Origin of the sequence: Janthinobacterium sp. SUN100, from assembly GCF_030397705.1 — a bacterium.
In the GTDB taxonomy this organism is placed as follows: domain Bacteria; phylum Pseudomonadota; class Gammaproteobacteria; order Burkholderiales; family Burkholderiaceae_D; genus Janthinobacterium; species Janthinobacterium kumbetense.
The window spans coordinates 708,621-722,446 of record NZ_JAPUBU010000002.1; the positions used below are offsets into that span (position 1 = coordinate 708,621).

At 63.3% G+C, this 13,826-nt stretch carries 14 protein-coding genes; 5 read left to right on the plus strand and 9 right to left on the minus strand.

What is annotated here, in order from left to right:
* Window positions 1-2: 2 nt before the first annotated feature.
* Window positions 3-761 (minus strand): phosphatase PAP2 family protein, encoded by a 759-nt coding sequence (locus tag O0881_RS15420; RefSeq protein WP_289912016.1) that lies wholly within the window; start codon window positions 759-761, stop codon window positions 3-5.
* A 141-nt stretch (window positions 762-902) separates the two neighbouring features.
* Between O0881_RS15420 and O0881_RS15425 the strand changes: the two genes are divergently transcribed.
* Entirely contained in the window at window positions 903-1,127 is a 225-nt protein-coding gene (locus O0881_RS15425; RefSeq protein WP_010396348.1) for a hypothetical protein, read from the plus strand.
* A 106-nt stretch (window positions 1,128-1,233) separates the two neighbouring features.
* Here the strand turns inward: O0881_RS15425 and O0881_RS15430 are convergent, their stop codons facing one another.
* From O0881_RS15430 to O0881_RS15440, 3 genes are all read right to left on the minus strand, one after another.
* Entirely contained in the window at window positions 1,234-2,358 is a 1,125-nt protein-coding gene (locus tag O0881_RS15430; RefSeq protein WP_289912017.1) for an AI-2E family transporter, read from the minus strand.
* Between the two features lie 89 nt (window positions 2,359-2,447).
* Entirely contained in the window at window positions 2,448-3,638 is a 1,191-nt protein-coding gene (locus O0881_RS15435) for a DUF1501 domain-containing protein (protein ID WP_251350793.1), read from the minus strand.
* 20 nt (window positions 3,639-3,658) lie between these two features.
* Window positions 3,659-5,224 carry a DUF1800 domain-containing protein gene (locus O0881_RS15440; protein WP_289912018.1) on the minus strand — a complete coding sequence of 522 codons (1,566 nt, stop codon included), beginning with the start codon at window positions 5,222-5,224 and terminating at the stop codon, window positions 3,659-3,661.
* Window positions 5,225-5,483: 259 nt separating this feature from the next.
* On the opposite strand from O0881_RS15440, the gene O0881_RS15445 reads away from it, so the two are divergent.
* Window positions 5,484-5,861, plus strand: coding sequence for a cytochrome c (locus tag O0881_RS15445; protein WP_077401501.1), 378 nt, complete (start codon window positions 5,484-5,486; stop codon window positions 5,859-5,861).
* Window positions 5,862-5,885: 24 nt separating this feature from the next.
* Here the strand turns inward: O0881_RS15445 and O0881_RS15450 are convergent, their stop codons facing one another.
* Entirely contained in the window at window positions 5,886-6,800 is a 915-nt protein-coding gene (locus tag O0881_RS15450) for a LysR family transcriptional regulator (RefSeq protein WP_289912019.1), read from the minus strand.
* A 95-nt stretch (window positions 6,801-6,895) separates the two neighbouring features.
* Between O0881_RS15450 and O0881_RS15455 the strand changes: the two genes are divergently transcribed.
* A complete protein-coding gene (locus tag O0881_RS15455) occupies window positions 6,896-7,909 on the plus strand; it encodes a zinc-binding alcohol dehydrogenase family protein (protein ID WP_289912020.1) in 1,014 nt (337 codons plus the stop codon).
* Window positions 7,910-7,911: 2 nt separating this feature from the next.
* On the opposite strand, the gene O0881_RS15460 is transcribed toward O0881_RS15455, so the two are convergent.
* Window positions 7,912-9,180, minus strand: a complete 1,269-nt coding sequence (locus O0881_RS15460) for a glycerate kinase (RefSeq protein WP_289912023.1) — start codon at window positions 9,178-9,180, stop codon at window positions 7,912-7,914.
* Window positions 9,181-9,212: 32 nt separating this feature from the next.
* Complete coding sequence (locus tag O0881_RS15465) at window positions 9,213-10,544, minus strand: MFS transporter (RefSeq protein WP_289899262.1); 1,332 nt, start codon at window positions 10,542-10,544, stop codon at window positions 9,213-9,215.
* 146 nt (window positions 10,545-10,690) lie between these two features.
* Here O0881_RS15465 and O0881_RS15470 point away from each other — a divergent pair, with 146 nt between their 5' ends.
* Together O0881_RS15470 and O0881_RS15475 are read left to right on the plus strand one after the other, a co-directional pair.
* Entirely contained in the window at window positions 10,691-11,854 is a 1,164-nt protein-coding gene (locus O0881_RS15470; protein WP_289912025.1) for a sugar diacid recognition domain-containing protein, read from the plus strand.
* Window positions 11,855-11,899: 45 nt separating this feature from the next.
* Window positions 11,900-12,253 (plus strand): YnfA family protein, encoded by a 354-nt coding sequence (locus O0881_RS15475; protein ID WP_289912027.1) that lies wholly within the window; start codon window positions 11,900-11,902, stop codon window positions 12,251-12,253.
* 6 nt (window positions 12,254-12,259) lie between these two features.
* On the opposite strand, the gene O0881_RS15480 is transcribed toward O0881_RS15475, so the two are convergent.
* Together O0881_RS15480 and O0881_RS15485 are read right to left on the minus strand one after the other, a co-directional pair.
* On the minus strand, window positions 12,260-12,661 hold the full coding sequence (locus tag O0881_RS15480) for a TerB family tellurite resistance protein (RefSeq protein ID WP_289912028.1): 402 nt from the start codon (window positions 12,659-12,661) through the stop codon (window positions 12,260-12,262).
* Window positions 12,662-12,730: 69 nt separating this feature from the next.
* Window positions 12,731-13,693, minus strand: coding sequence for a TerC family protein (locus O0881_RS15485; protein ID WP_289912030.1), 963 nt, complete (start codon window positions 13,691-13,693; stop codon window positions 12,731-12,733).
* Between the last annotated feature and the right edge of the window lie 133 nt (window positions 13,694-13,826).

The window sequence follows — 13,826 nt, forward strand, 5'->3', positions numbered from 1 at the left end:
CCTTATCTGGTTTGCCGGATATGCCGGCGGCGGCGCAGGGTCGACACGCCGGCGATGCAGATGGCCAGCCAGCCATAGCTTTCCGCCATGGCCGCCAGCACATCGCTCAGGTAATGCGCGCCCAGGTAAATGCGGCTGAAGCCCACGAGTGACGCCATCAGGAAGGCGCCCAGCGCGATGGCGATGCGCTTGCCCCACGCACCCGGCGCCGTCTGGCAAATCAGGTAGGCGGCCAGCAAGCCGTACAGGGCCGTCGAGGTGGCCGTATGGCCACTGGGAAAGCTGTACGTGCTCAGGGCCGTCTGCAGGATGGGCTCGTCAAAGCTGGGCCGCGCGCGCACAAAAATGTACTTTAGCAGCAGGTTCAAAAACATGACGCCCGGCATGGTAATGACCAGGGTAAACAACCAGTAGCTGGCGCCCTTGCGGTGCAGATACCAGCCCAGCAAGACGGCCAGGGTGATGGCGCCGATCACGCCATGCATGTGCGTGACGACCAGCAGGCAGCTGGTGATCCACGGCACGGCATGCTGGTTGAACCACTGCGCCACCTGCAAGTCGATCACGGTAATTTGCTGCATGCCCATGACGGCTTCGGCGATCTCATGGAAGACCACGATGGCGACGAGCATCAGGGCCAGGCCCACCGTCATATGCAGGCCCAGTTCGCCTTCGGGCGACAGGCGCGCCTCGACGAAGCGGCGCAGTTTCGTGGTCCAGCCCGTGGTCATGCCCATGTCATTTTTCTCTTGCAAACTCATCTCTCTTTCATGTTCCCGGTACTGATCAAAAAAACCACACCAGTAAAAAAATACTGTTTATTCATACAGTAGCTGTGTATTCATACAGTAGTTATGCTATTCTGATGACTCGTTCAACACATCTCCCTCAAAGGAATTGTCATGGCAACATTGAATAGCGGTTTTGGCTCACGGTTCGGCCTGGAATACGCCCCAAGCTCTTTCCTCGTCCGCATGGGCAAGCGCGAAATCCTCGTCTGCCGCGACTTCCGCAAGCGCTACTACACCGTCAATCCCTTGATCGAGTGCGGTACGGGCATCGAGCCGGGCTATGTTGAAGTGCTGCTGATGCGCCGTTGGTTGCTTATTCTATCCAAGGCACATTAAGAATGACTTTAAAACAAGGTGTTCGTACCCTGTTATCAAGTCAGCTCCGTCCGGCCACGCCGGGAACGCCTCAGTACCGGCCAGCAGCACGCTGACCGACCCCTCACTACTGTGTGCGTTCCGGCGCGGCCGGACTGGCAGGTGTTTCGGCAGCTGTGCTGGAAGGCATGTTGGCCGGCGGTACGCGGTCAGTCGCATTCGCTTCGTACCACAAGGTAACAAATAGCACCATCACGACAGGGCCGATGAACAGGCCCACGAGGCCCAGGGTTTCCACGCCCCCCAGGATGCCGAACAGCACGGCAAGAAAAGGCAAGCGGGTGGCGTTGCCGATCATGCCAGGGCGCACGAAGTGGTCGGCAACAAACAGCACCACGGTGCCCCAGGCGGCCACGCCGATGGCGGCGCCCACATTGCCCTGGAACACCAGCAAGGCGGCCGCGCATCCATACGCGAGCGGCGCGCCAAACGGGATGATGGCCAGGATGCCCGTGGCAAACGCCCACAGGGCCGGTGACGGCAAGCCGGCGATGGCGTAGGCGATGCCGATCAGCACGCCTTCGGCCAGGCCCACCAGCACCAGGCCGTTGACGGTCGCGCGGATGGCCGTGGGGATCTTTTGCGCATAGCGGCCCCACCGTTCGGGACGCAAAAAATGGCTGCCGACGGCCGTGATCTGGCGCGTCAGCGCTTCACCATCCTTGTAAAAGAAAAACAGGCATAAAAACGCCAGGCCGAAGTCGACCAGGCGGTGGAACACGTCCGCGCCCAGCACCTTGAGCATGTCGCGCGCGGAATGAAAGCCGCCCACGGCGCTGCCCGCAAAGAAGTGGCCCAGGCCATGCGGCTGGCTCAGGGTGGCTTGCCACCAGTCGCCGATGGCGCTGCCGGCCAGCGGGACATGCGCCACCCAGTCCGGCACGGGCAAGCCGTCGGCATTCGCATGCACGACGAAATTGGCCAGCACAGGCACTTCGCGCGCCGCCTGCGCCACGCCGAACAGCACGGGAATGATGAAGATGCAGGCAAACGCCAGGGTCAGCACGGCTGCCGCGACGATGGTGCGCTGGCCCAGCGCCGCGCGCACGCGCACATACAAAGGCCAGGTGGCCACGCACAGAATGCCGGCCCACACGAGCGGCAAAAAGAAACGCTGCATGACGAAGGCCGTCACGGCGATCAAGGCCAGGGAAAAGCCTGCGCTGACAATGTCGCGCTGGGTATCGTTCATGCCACTCCATTCGTGCCCGGCGCCATGGGCCGCCAGTATTCGCTATGCGCCAGTTGCGCAGGCGTAGCGTAACACGGAGATTCGCCGATTTACACGAGGCCCAGTTCCGCCGGTTTCACGCCGGCAAACACGTGGTCGAGTTGCGCCGGCGTCAAGCCGAAGGTGCGGCGCAGCAAGCCGCCCAGTACGGCCCGGTATTCATTCAGCACGGGCATGTCGCGGTTCTGGAACAGGTTTGCCTGGGCAATCGCCACTTGCTCGCCCGCCACCTGCTTGCCCTTGATCCCGCCGCCCAGCACCCAGAACACGCTGCCGTGGCCGTGGTCCGTGCCGCGGTTGCCGTTTTCGCGGAAGGTGCGGCCAAATTCGCTGACGACGACGACGACGGTATTGCGCCAGGCGCTGCCCATTTCCTGCGAAAACGCGGCCAGTCCCCGTCCCAGTTCATCGAAGCGCCCCGCCAGGTAACCGCTGGCGCCGCCCTGCCCCACGTGCGTATCCCAGCCGCCCACGTCGACGAAGCCGAGGTTGTACTTGTCCTTCATCAAACGGGCGATGCGCTGCGCTTCCAGCTCAAAACCCTTGGTACTGATGGCGTTGCGGTTGGCCGCCTGCATTTCCCCCGTCAATTCCTTCGTCACGTCGTCGCGCACGACAAAGCCCGCGCTGACGGGTTGCTGCAGGGGCGTGCCCCGGTACATGGCGGCGATGATCTGGCTTTGACGCGCATCAATGCCGGACTTGCCCACGGAGCGCAGCGCCATGTTCGGCACTTGCACCCCGCCCTGGAAGATCAGCGGCAGCTGGTCGGTGAAAGCGATGGCGGGGCCGGCCTTGCTGCCATTCAAGGTCTGCACGAGGCGGTTCAGGAAACCCGAACGGAAGTCGCGCCGCGTGTTGATCTCTTGTCCCAGCTCGATGGTATCCTGCGTCTCGAAATGGCTGCGCGTCAAATCCGTCGTGCCCGCGAACGGGATGAAGGCCGCCTCGCCGCCCGTGAACATGGGATAAATGCTCTCGCGCAAGGCCGGATGCAAGGCCCAGTCGGCGGTCAAGGCCAGCGCGCCGTTTTCCTCGCCCGGTTTCGCGATGGCGATATTCGGCCGCGCCGCATAGTAAAAATCGCTGCCGACCGGCACCAGCAGATTGTTCGCGTCATAGCCGCCGCGCAGGAAGACGAACAGCAGCTTCGCATCCGTGGCGGGTGCGGCCAGCAGGCTGCCCGCGTGGGTGAACAAGGGTGCGGCGGCCAGGGCTTTCAACAGGTCACGACGATTCATGGCAATCCTCCGATTTCAACTTAACGGTGCATCATTTCCGGCGAGGAAAGAAGAAATGTATTCCACTCCTGCGGCGAAGCGGCCTGATCCAGTGCCTGGCGCGTGGCCGGACTCAAGCCTGGCTGCAGCGACTGGTAATACAGGGCGCTGGCCAGTTGCGGGAACGCCACTTTTTCCTGCGGCTGCGGGCCATCCGTCTTGAACAGGCCGGCGCTGCCCGAACCGATGGTGCGGGCGATATCGAAGCGCGTCGTCATTTGCCCCGGACTGGCCCAGGAAGCGTCCGTCAGCGGATAGCCATCGGGCGTCTGGCGTCCGTACAGGGGCTGGCCCATGCGCGACAGCCAGTTCAGCATGGGTCCCGCATTCAGGATGGGCTTGTCGTCATAGCTGAGGCGCACGGCCGACACGACATAATGCATGGGGTCCTTGAATTTCTTGCCCAGCGATTGTCTGAATTCGGGGCTGTCGAACATGGTTTGCAGCACGTCGGCGATCAAGCCGTCGCTGCGCTGGAAGGTGGCCGCCATGCGCGCCACCAGCGGCGCGGGCGGATTGTCGCCGACGAAATACTGGGCCAGCTTGCCGCTGATAAAGTGCGCGGTGGCGGGACTGCGGCTCAGGCGGTCCAGCGCTTCATCGAGCTCGGCCAGCCCCCTGCCCTTCACCGTTTGCCCGAGGAATTGCTTGTCGCCGTAATCGTGGCGGTTGGGGTTGAACTCGAACAAGCCCCGGCGCACGTATTGCGACTGCAGCGCCGGCTTCACTTTCGGCGTGTCCGCTCCCAGGTTCACGCCCACGCCCGTCAGGATGCGCGCCAGTTCCTGCACGTCCATCTGGCTATAGCCGCCGTTCACGCCCAGCGTATGCAGTTCCATCAGCTCGCGCGCATAGTTTTCATTGATGCGCTTGGCGGCATTGGCTTCATTGTCCAGGTAGCGCAGCATGGCCGGATGGTGGACGGTGGCGCCCAGCAAGTCACGGAATTTCCCCAGTGCATGTGGCGCGATGGCGTTCGCCTCGTAATCGCCCACCATGGCGCGCAAGTTGTGCTTGCCCTGGTGCACGCTGAAATGGTTGAGCCAAAACCAGCTCAGCTGCTGCTGCAACTGGTTCGGCGAATACACGTCCAGCAACAAGGAGCGCGTGGCCGCTTCGCGCGCCAGGCGGTTAAGTTCCTGCTGATAATCCTTTTGCGCCTGCTGCTTCGCCATGTCGTCCATGAAGCCGGCCGACTCCTTGCGCTTTTGCTCCATAGAAATCACCAATTGCTCCAGCGGCACCTGGCTGATGGTCATGGCGTCGATTTGCGCGGCGATGGCTGGCGGCAAGGCCGCTTTTCCTGGATGCAACTGCGTCCGCAGCCAGGCGTTCCAGCCTTTGTCCTGTACCTGGCGCACGCTGCCCCCGCTCACGCCCCAGCTGACCCGTTCCAGCATGGCGACGTCCTGCGCGGAACTGGTCTGCGCGGGACTGCTCTGCGCGCGATGATCGGCCTGGGCGGCCGGTCCTGGTCCGGTCGCGGCGCAGCCGGCCAGCAAGAGCAGCGAAATCAAGGTCGTCGGCAATAATCGGTGCGGGGTCATGGCGGTCCTTCAAGCGGTTTCATGCAGAATGCTTGAGGGTACGCCCAGGTTGACCTGCGCATGATTGCCATTTGCAACGAGTTGTAATCAAGCACGATGGTTCAGCAGCCAGGCTCTCGCGGGCAGGGGCACATTACGGGCACATTATCATGAATCATCTCGGATAAAATGTTATCGGGAGAATGGCGTATTGCAATGGCATTCCGTATTTTCTCTCGAACCAGACATTATCCATACAATACGTCCACATTAAAAAGAAATGAAAATATTATTTATCGCTGCATTAGGAACGTTATCGCTGATTCAAGCGCCGTCAGCCTTGGCGGAGAATCTGAATGGGAAAACCCTGTATGTACAGCGCTGTGCCGTGTGCCATGGCGCGGAGATCAAGGGAACGGGGCCGTTGGCGAATAAAAGCAATCCGCCCACGCCGGACCTGACCACCGCCGCCTTCAAAAAACGCCTGAAGGATTATCCTGGCGTGATCGTATCGTCGGTCATCCTGCGTCCGAATGGCGATCTGATTCCCAAGACCTTGAAAGAGAATGGCGTCAAGATTGCGCCATATGCCTGGCGGGTGAAAGACTTTCGCGATTTGAATCAATACATGAGCGATGTGATTTTAAAAAATCGCTGATATCAGATAAGCAACGCTCTCCGGTCAATTCTGCCGTTTTAATAACTGCGCACATTTGTCGCGCAGGAAATCGCGCAACTGCAGCACCAGCGGCGTCACCTGCGCCCGGTGCGTGCAGACCAGGTGCAAGGGCGTGGCCTCGCCCGCAACGTCGGGCAACAGCGCTTGCAGGCGGCCGGCGTCCAGGTCGCCCGCCACGTCGAGCCGCGACTTATAGGCGATGCCCAGTCCCGCCACGGCCCAGCGGCGCACCAGGTCGGCGTCGTCGGCGCTGCGGTTGCCGCTCACGGACACCGTCACTTGCTCGCGCTGGGGCAGGCGGTAAAAAGTCCAGCGGTCGTGCAAGCCGTCTTCCAGCGCGAAGCGCAGGCAATTGCGCTGCGACAAGTCTTCCAGCGCCAGCAAAGGGCCGTATTCGCGCAGGTAGGCGGGCGACGCCACCAGCACCCGGTCGTTGGCGGGCGCGATCGGCATGGCGATCATGCTCGAATCGTCTTGCTGGCCATAGCGGATGGCCACGTCGACTTGCTGGCGCACCATGTCGGCCACCCGGTCGCTGACGCTGAGCTGGTAATGCAGTGTCGGATGGCGCAGCTGGAACTCGTCCAGCCAGCCCAGCATCAGGTTGCGGCCCAGGTCGGAGGGCATGGCAATTTTCAAGGTTCCGCCGAAACTGTCCTTGCCGGCCAGCAGGGCATCGTGGCCTGCGCGCAGCAGGCGCAAGGCTTCGCGCGCATGTTCCAGGTATTGCGTGCCTTCCGGCGTCAGGCTCAGCGAGCGCGTCGTGCGGGCCAGCAGGCGCAAGCCCAACACGCCTTCCAGGCGCTTGACGGCGGCGCTGGCCAGCGCGGGCGAGATGCCGATCTCGCGCGCGGCCGCCGACAAACTGCCCCGGTCGGCCGTGCGCACAAATACCTGCAAGTCATCGAGTCGCAGCAATTTTCAACATTCCTTTGAAAGTGTTTCCGTACGCGCCCCCTGTTTCCAGGGCGGCATTGCCACCATCATACGGTATCCACTCAACGAGGAAGCACATGAAAGCCATCGCCTACCACCACAGCCTGCCCATCACGGATGCCGACGCCCTGCTCGACATCGAGCTGCCCGTGCCCGTCGCCACGGGGCGCGACCTGCTCGTCGCCGTCAAGGCCATTTCCGTCAATCCCGTCGACACCAAGGTGCGCAAGAACCGCGCGCCGAAAGAGGGCCAGCCGGAAGTGCTGGGCTGGGATGCGGCCGGCATCGTCACGGCCGTCGGCCCCGACGTCACCCTGTTCCACGTGGGCGACAAGGTCTGGTACGCGGGCGCCATCAACCGCCCCGGCAGCAATAGCGAATTTCAGCTGGTCGACGAGCGCATCGTCGGCCACATGCCGGCCAGCCTGGATTTCGCCCCGGCCGCCGCCCTGCCGCTGACGGCCATTACGGCCTGGGAATTGCTGTTCGACCGCCTGCAGCTCAGCCGCGACAAGAGTTTGACGGGCAAGTCGCTGCTCGTGATCGGCGCAGCCGGCGGCGTCGGCTCCGTGCTGGTGCAGCTGGCGCGGCAATTGACGGGTGTCACCATCATCGGCACGGCCTCGCGCGCGGAAACGGCGGACTGGGTGAAGGAACTGGGCGCACACCACGTGATCGACCACAGCCTGCCGCTGGCAGGGGAAATCACGCGCCTGGGTTTGCCGCCCGTCGACTATGTGATCAGCCTGAACCAGACCGACCGGCATTTCGACCAGATCGTGGAATTGATCGCGCCGCAAGGCAAGTTTGCCCTGATCGACGACCCCGAGCACCTCGACGTGCGCAAGTTCAAGGGCAAGAGCGTGTCGCTGCACTGGGAACTGATGTTTACCCGTTCGCTGTTCCAGACGGCCGACATGGTCAAACAGCATGAACTACTGGAAGAGCTGGCGCAACTGGTGGACGCCGGCGTCATCAAGACGACCCTGGCCGAGCGCTTCGGCACGATCAACGCGCAAAACCTGAAACGCGCGCATGCCCTGTTGGAAAGCAATACGGCAAAAGGGAAGATCGTGCTGGAAGGGTTCTAAATTCAGGTAATCAGGATGGCCCGGAAATCATTGACATTCGTCAATGTCGGGCCCGTGACCACGCTATCTCCCAGCGCCTGGAAGAAGCCGTGGCCATCGTTGTTGTCCAGGCTGTCGCGGGGCTTGATGCCCAGCGCCCAGGCCCGTTGCAGGGTGTCCGGCGCCAGGACCGCGCCGGCGATGTCTTCCTGGCCGTCGACGCCATCCGTGTCGCCGGCCAGCGCGTGGATACCCTCGCGTCCATCGAGCGCGATGCACAGCGCCAGCAGGAATTCCACGTTGCGCCCGCCGCGCCCGTTGCCGCGCACGGTGACCGTCGTTTCGCCGCCCGACAGCAGCACGCACGGGGCGGGAAACGGCTGGCCCCGCTGCGCCGTTTGCAGCGCGATGCCGGCCATCACCTTGCCCACGTCCCTCGCCTCGCCTTCCAGGCTGTCGCCCAATATATACGGCGTGACGCCGGCCGCGCGCGCCACCTGCGCCGCCGCTTCCAGGGCCATCTGCGGCGTGGCGATCAGGGTCGTGCGCGTGCGCGCCAGGCGGGGATCGTCGGGTTTCACGGATTCGCCGCGCCCGCTTTCCAAGGTGGCGCGTATGCTGTCCGGCAAGTCCATGCCATAGCGGCGCACGATGGCCAGCGCATCCTCGCATGTCGTCGCGTCGCCCACCGTGGGGCCGGACGCGATGTCGCCCAGCTTGTCGCCGGGCACGTCGGAAATCGCCAAAGTGATGACCTGCGCCGGATGGCAGGCGGCCGCCAGGCGCCCGCCCTTGATGGCGGACAAATGGCGGCGCACGCAATTCATTTCGCCGATGGTGGCGCCGGACGCCAGCAGCGCGCGATTCAAGGCTTGCTTGTCGGCCAAAGTGATGCCATCGAGCGGCAAGGCCAGCAGCGACGAGCCGCCGCCCGAAATCAGGCACAGCACCGTATCGTCCGCCTGCAGGTTGCCGACCAGTTCGAGCATGCGGCGCGCCGCGTCCATGCCGGCCTGGTCCGGCACGGGGTGCGACGCTTCCACGATCTCGATGCGTTCGCACGGCACGGCATAGCCGTAGCGCGTGACGACCAGCCCGGACAGCGGCCCCGGCCAGTGCCGTTCCACGGCTTGCGCCATGGCGGCCGACGCCTTGCCGGCGCCGATGACGATCAAACGGCCCTTGGGCGCTGGCGGCAGATGGGGCGGTATGCAGTGCGATGGCTGGGCCGCTTCGATGGCGGCCTGGAACATGGCTTGCAGCAAGGCGCGCGGCGCCGGGGTGGTCGTCATGGTCAATTCCTCCGGTTCGATGGCAGCTTCGTTCAACGGTTCACGATGCGCGCGGGAACGCGCAGCACCAGTATGGCGCCCAGCAGCATGACTGCGGAAAGAATATACAGGGCCACGTCGGTGCCGCCCGTCGCATCCTTGATCCAGCCGACGAGGAAGGGGCTGACGAAGCCTGCCACCTGGCCCAGCGAATTGATCAGCGCCAAGCCGCCGGCCGCCGCCGCGCTGCCGAGAAACGCCGTCGGCAAGGGCCAGAACATGGGCAGGCCGGACAGCGCGCCCATGGTCGCCAGCGACAGGCCGATGAGGGCGACGACCACGTTGCCGTGCGCCTGGGTGGCCAGCAGCAAGCCGCACAGCGCCATCAGCAGGGGGCCGCTCAAATGCCAGCGGCGTTCCTTGTGCTTGTCGGCCGAACGGCCCACCCAGATCATGAAGATGCTGGCGCACAGGTAGGGAATGGCGCTGACCCAGCCTACGGCCACGGGGCTGGCGAAACCCAGCGACTTGACGATGGTGGGCAGCCAGAAATTGATCGCGTACACGCCCATCTGGATGCAGAAATACACGAGGCCCAGCATCCACACGTGCTTGTTGCGCAGCACGCTGGCGAAGGTGTCGGCCGTATTCGCGCTGTTGCGGCGCTGGCGTTCGTCCTCGTCGAGGTCGGCGCGCAGCAGCTGCTTTTCTTCAGTATTCAGCCACTTCGCCTGGGCGATGCCGTCGTTCAGCAGCACATACACGAGAAAGCCCAGCAGCACGGTGGGAATGCCTTGCAGCAAGAACATCCATTGCCAGCCGGCCAGACCGCCGTGGCCGGCGAACGATTGCATCATCCAGCCCGACAAGGGGCTGCCCAGCAAGCCGGAAATGGGAATGGCCGACATGAACAGGCCCATGATGCGGCCCCGGCGCGAAGCGGGATACCAGTTCGTAAAGTACAGCACGATGCCGGGGAAGAAACCGGCCTCGAACACGCCCGTGATGAAGCGCAGCGAGTAAAACGCGGCCGGCGTGGTGACGAACATCAGGCAGGCCGAGGCGATGCCCCAGGCGATCATCAGGGTGCCGATGACCTTGCGCGCGCCCAGGCGGTGCAGCAACAGATTGCTGGGCACGCCGCTGGCCACGTAGCCGATGAAGAAAATGCCGGCGCCCAGGCCGTACACGCTTTCGCTCCATTGCAGCGCATCGAGCATTTGCAGCTTGGCAAAGCCGACATTGACACGGTCCAGGTAATTGAACAGGTAGCAGATGAAGATGAAGGGGATCAGATGCAAGGTGACCTTGCGGTAGGCGCCTTCGCGCACGCGGTCCTGCGCGGACGCGCCGGCGGACAGGCTGGCGCCTGGATGGGTGGTCATGGGTGTCTCCTGACTATTTTTTTATGGGATGCGACCAGCCCATCGTACAATCGCCCACAGAAACAGTCATCGTGCGGATGCATGAAGAAACATAGTGTTGAATCCGATGATTCCATGCAAATGCACAAAACCAGAAGGTGAATACCATGCCGAGCATCGATCCCCCCCTGGCGCAGGACATCGTCCGGCGCACCATGCACATCATTCCCTTCAGCGTCAACGTGATCGATGCGCGCGGCGTGATCCTGGCCAGCGGCGACCCGCAGCGCGTGGGCGACCTGCATCCGGGCGCGCAACTGGCGCTGGCCCGGCACGCCAGCGTGGAAATCGGCGCGGCCGACATGGCCAGGCTGCCGGGCACGCGGGCCGGCATCAACCTGCCCTTGACGGTGCGCGGCGAGATTTGCGGCGTGCTGGGCCTGACGGGCGAGCCGGATGCCGTGCGCCAGTTCGGCGAACTGGTGCGGGCCATGGCGGAAATGATGCTGGAGCAGGCGCGGCTGGTCAGCGAGTTGCAGCATGAAAAGCGCTACCGCGAGGAATTCGTGTTCCAGCTCGTGTATCGCACGGGCATTTCCGATGCCAGCATGCAAGCGTGGGCGGCGCGCCTGGCGCTGGACTTGCGCGTGCCGCGCGCCATGTTCGTGCTGGAAATACCCGATGCGGGAGAAGGCCCGGGCGAGCGGCTGGACCAGGTGCTGACGCAGCTGCAGCAAGTGCAGTCCGACCTGTCGGCGCGCTGGCCCGCCCTGCTGATGGCCGTCGTCTCGCCGGGCGAACTGGTGCTGCTCGACGCCTTTCCCGCCAGCGGCCCGCAGCAGGCGCGCGCGGCGCAGGCAAGGCAGCGCCTGCTCGAACTGCACCAGGTGGCGCAGCAGGCGCTCACGCCGCCCGCCACCCTGTCCATGGGCGTGGCCTTGCCAGGCCTCGATGGCGCGACGGCGTCGTATGAATCGGCGAAGCAGACGGCGCGCGTGGGGCGCGCCCGCGATGGCGCGCAAACCACTTTTTCCTACCTGGAACTGAGCCTGCCCGTGCTGCTGTCAGGCTTGCAAGCCGGTTGGCAGGCGGAGCAATTGCGCCAGACCCTGGCCCGCCTGCAGGCGCACGACCGCAAGTCGGGTACCCTGATGCGCACCCTGGCCGCCTGGTTCCGCCACCACAGCCACCCGATGGCCACGGCCAGGGCCCTGCACATCCATCGCAACACGCTCGATTACCGGCTGCAAAAGATCGCCGAACTGACGGGGCTGGACCTGGACGACACGGATGACCGCCTGCTGCTGTATGTCGCCCTGCAACTGAATTGACGCAGGCCCGTCTACAATGGCGGCTGACCGCACAACAGGAATAGCATGAACGACGCCTTCGAATGGACCAGCCTTGCCCGCACTTTCGGGCTGTTTACCGTCACGGCCGTGGCCGAACTGCTGGGTTGCTACCTGCCCATGCTATGGCTGAGCAACAAGGGCAGCGCCTGGCTGCTGTTGCCGGCCGCCGTCAGCCTGCTGATCTTCGTGTGGCTGCTGACCCTGCATCCGGCCGCCAGCGGCCGCGTGTATGCCACGTATGGCGCCATCTATATCGCCACGGCGCTGGGATGGCTGTGGCTGGTGGATGGCGTCACGCCCGCCTGGACCGACATCGCCGGCGTGGGCCTGGCCCTGGTCGGCGCCGCCGTCATTGCCATGGGGCACAAGGCGGCTTGATTTTCCTCAAGCGGCATGCGCGCGGAAGTTCGTTTCCGCCGACCACGCCGCGCTGGCGCGAGCCAGCAACACGGCTTCGCCATCGGCCAGCCAGTCGTCCGCATCGGCGATCTTCCACATGGCTTGCAGCAGCTTGCGGCGCAAGTCCGGGTCATCGATTTCATCGAGCAGGCTGTCGATCACGCCATGGGCCAGTTGCACGGCGCCATGCACGGTCGACGTCAGCATGTCATCGCACAAGTCTTGCAGCAGTTGCTGGAAGGCGGCCGGGGCCAGGTCGATATGCTCGAGGATCTTGCTGCGATGCATGGCTTGCAGCTCGGCGCTGGCCAGGTTGCCGTCGACCACCATCATCAGGGCCAGGATACGTCCCGCTGCCTGGGGACTGTTTGCTTCATAGGTACGCATGATTTTCTACTCTTTCTATTAGTCAATTAAAAGGCACGCCACCGCCAGGCGGGGCGCGCCGTACAACATTTACTTCTTGTCGCTGCGGGTGATGAACACGCTGGCCACGCAGCTCGACAGGATCAGTACCGCCACCACCAGCAACGACGCTTCCACCGGCACGTGGTACCACGGCATGATCAGCATCTTGGCGCCGATGAACACCAGCACCATCGCCAGGCCATACTTGAGCATGTGGAAGCGGTCAGCCACATCCACCAGCAGGAAATACAGTGCCCGCAAGCCCATGATGGCGAACAGGTTCGACGTGAAGACGATGAACGGGTCCGTCGTGATGGCGAAGATCGCCGGGATCGAATCGACCGCGAACACCAGGTCCGTCACCTCGATCAGGATCAGCACGAGGAACAGCGGCGTGACATAGCGCAAACCGCCCTTTGCCACGAAGAAACGTTCGCCGTGGTCGCCGTCGGCCACCCGCAAGTGGCGGCGGGCAAAGCGCAGCACGGGGTTGTTCGCCACGTCCGGCTCCGCATCGGCCGCCACCAGCATGCGCATGCCTGTAATCAACAGGAAGGCGCCGAACAGGTACAGCACCCAGCTGAACTCGCTCACCACCCACGCACCGGCCATGATCATCACGGCGCGCATGACGATCGCGCCCAGCACGCCATAGATCAACACGCGGCGCTGGTACTGGATCGGCACCTGGAAGGCGCTGAAGATCAGCAGGAAGACGAACACGTTATCGACCGACAAGGCTTTTTCGATCAGGTAGCCGGAGAAAAATTCCAGCGCCTTCTGGTTGGCGATCTCGGGACCGGCCGTGCCGTTCAGATACCACCACAGTCCGCCGTTGAACAGCAGGGCCAGGCTGACCCACACGAGCGACCACGTCGCCGCTTCCTTGACGCCCACCTTGTGCGCCTTGTTGCCGCCGAAGACGAACAAGTCCAGCGCCAGCATCACCAGGACAAAGGCGATGAAACCGGCCCACATGGGTGCCGTTGCAATACTTTCCAGGCCGTTCATCGGCGGCCTCCGCAATGCTCTGTTTGTATTCTGAAGTCCATGGCACTCTCCTTGCATGAATTGAGCAGCCATCATAGCCTTCTTATAAACATCGAACAAATCGAATATAATTTAAGAATGCATCGAAAAATTC

Coding starts and splice junctions, on each gene's coding strand:
- O0881_RS15420 (WP_289912016.1), bottom strand. CDS start 761: ATGAGTTTGCAAGAGAAAAATGACATGGGCATGACCACGGGCTGGACC.
- O0881_RS15425 (WP_010396348.1), top strand. CDS start 903: ATGGCAACATTGAATAGCGGTTTTGGCTCACGGTTCGGCCTGGAATAC.
- O0881_RS15430 (WP_289912017.1), bottom strand. CDS start 2,358: ATGAACGATACCCAGCGCGACATTGTCAGCGCAGGCTTTTCCCTGGCC.
- O0881_RS15435 (WP_251350793.1), bottom strand. CDS start 3,638: ATGAATCGTCGTGACCTGTTGAAAGCCCTGGCCGCCGCACCCTTGTTC.
- O0881_RS15440 (WP_289912018.1), bottom strand. CDS start 5,224: ATGACCCCGCACCGATTATTGCCGACGACCTTGATTTCGCTGCTCTTG.
- O0881_RS15445 (WP_077401501.1), top strand. CDS start 5,484: ATGAAAATATTATTTATCGCTGCATTAGGAACGTTATCGCTGATTCAA.
- O0881_RS15455 (WP_289912020.1), top strand. CDS start 6,896: ATGAAAGCCATCGCCTACCACCACAGCCTGCCCATCACGGATGCCGAC.
- O0881_RS15460 (WP_289912023.1), bottom strand. CDS start 9,180: ATGACGACCACCCCGGCGCCGCGCGCCTTGCTGCAAGCCATGTTCCAG.
- O0881_RS15465 (WP_289899262.1), bottom strand. CDS start 10,544: ATGACCACCCATCCAGGCGCCAGCCTGTCCGCCGGCGCGTCCGCGCAG.
- O0881_RS15470 (WP_289912025.1), top strand. CDS start 10,691: ATGCCGAGCATCGATCCCCCCCTGGCGCAGGACATCGTCCGGCGCACC.
- O0881_RS15475 (WP_289912027.1), top strand. CDS start 11,900: ATGAACGACGCCTTCGAATGGACCAGCCTTGCCCGCACTTTCGGGCTG.
- O0881_RS15480 (WP_289912028.1), bottom strand. CDS start 12,661: ATGCGTACCTATGAAGCAAACAGTCCCCAGGCAGCGGGACGTATCCTG.
- O0881_RS15485 (WP_289912030.1), bottom strand. CDS start 13,693: ATGAACGGCCTGGAAAGTATTGCAACGGCACCCATGTGGGCCGGTTTC.